This is a genomic window from Actinacidiphila sp. bgisy160, from assembly GCF_057707815.1.
This window is the reverse complement of record NZ_JBYIQW010000136.1, coordinates 1-1,038: the sequence shown is the minus strand read 5'-3', so window position 1 is coordinate 1,038 and position 1,038 is coordinate 1. Positions and strand designations below refer to the sequence as shown.

At 73.2% G+C, this 1,038-nt stretch carries 1 protein-coding gene; it reads right to left on the bottom strand.

Going from position 1 to position 1,038, the window contains the following annotated elements:
- A partial coding sequence (locus AC3EUJ_RS37165; RefSeq protein ID WP_431969415.1) for a GlxA family transcriptional regulator occupies positions 1-1,014 on the bottom strand: 1,014 nt, incomplete at its 3' end.
- Positions 1,015-1,038 lie beyond the last annotated feature (24 nt).

Below are 1,038 nucleotides of genomic sequence, written 5' to 3'. Positions count from 1 at the left end.
GTGGTGGTGGGTGTGGTGTGGCCGGGTGGTGCGGAAGCGGTCGCGGTATGCGCCGGGGCTGACGCCCAGGCGGCGGCGGAAGGCGCGGCGCATGGTCTCCTCCGATCCGAAGCCGCTGCGCCGGGCGACGGTGTCGAGGGCGTCGTTGCCTGCCTCCAGTAGTGCCTGGGCGGCCTCGACGCGGATGCGTTCGACGTATTCCGCGGCCGTGCCGCCGGTCTCGGTGCGGAACAGGCGGGTCAGGTGACGTGGGCTGACCCCCGCCCGTGCGGCGAGCGCGGGCAGGCTGTGGTCGGCCGGGGGGTCGGCGGCGACCTGGTCGAGTACCTCGCGCAGCACGGAGTGTGGGGGGTGCCGGGGGCTTTGCCGGACGCTGAACTGTGACTGGCCGCCCGGCCGTGCCATGAAGACGACCAGGAATTTGGCGGCCTTGCGGGCGATGCCGGGTCCCAGGTCGCCTTCGACCAGGGACAGGGTCAGGTCGATCCCGGCGCTGATGCCGGCCGAGGTGATGAAGCGGCCGTCCCGTACGAAGATCGCGTCGCTGTCCACCTCGACCTTGGGGTAGCGGGCGGCGAGGTCGCCCGCCAGCCGCCAGTGCGTGGCGGCCCGGCGTCCGTCCAGCAGTCCGGTCGCGGCCAGCGGGAACGCGCCCGCGCAGACCGAGGCGACGGTGCGGGAACGGTCCGCGAGCCGGGAGATGCCCTCCACCAGCGCGGTGTCGGCGACCGCCGCCCACCAGTCGGGGCGGCCGGGGATGACGAGGGTGTCGACCGGGAAGTCCACTTCCGCCAGTGACAGGTCGGGCACCAGCCGCAGCCCCGCGGTGGTGGTCACGGGCCCGCCGTCCAGCGAGACGGTGCTCGTCACGTAGTGGCCGCCGTACTCGTTCGCCGCGGTGTACACATCCAGCGGACCGGTCACGTCCATCAGCTGCAGCCCGTCGAACAGCAGCACCAGGACCCGGTGCGGCGGCACGGCCACCGGCACCCCCGACGGCCTGAGGCGACTCACACGCGACGTCACCATCATTCCTCC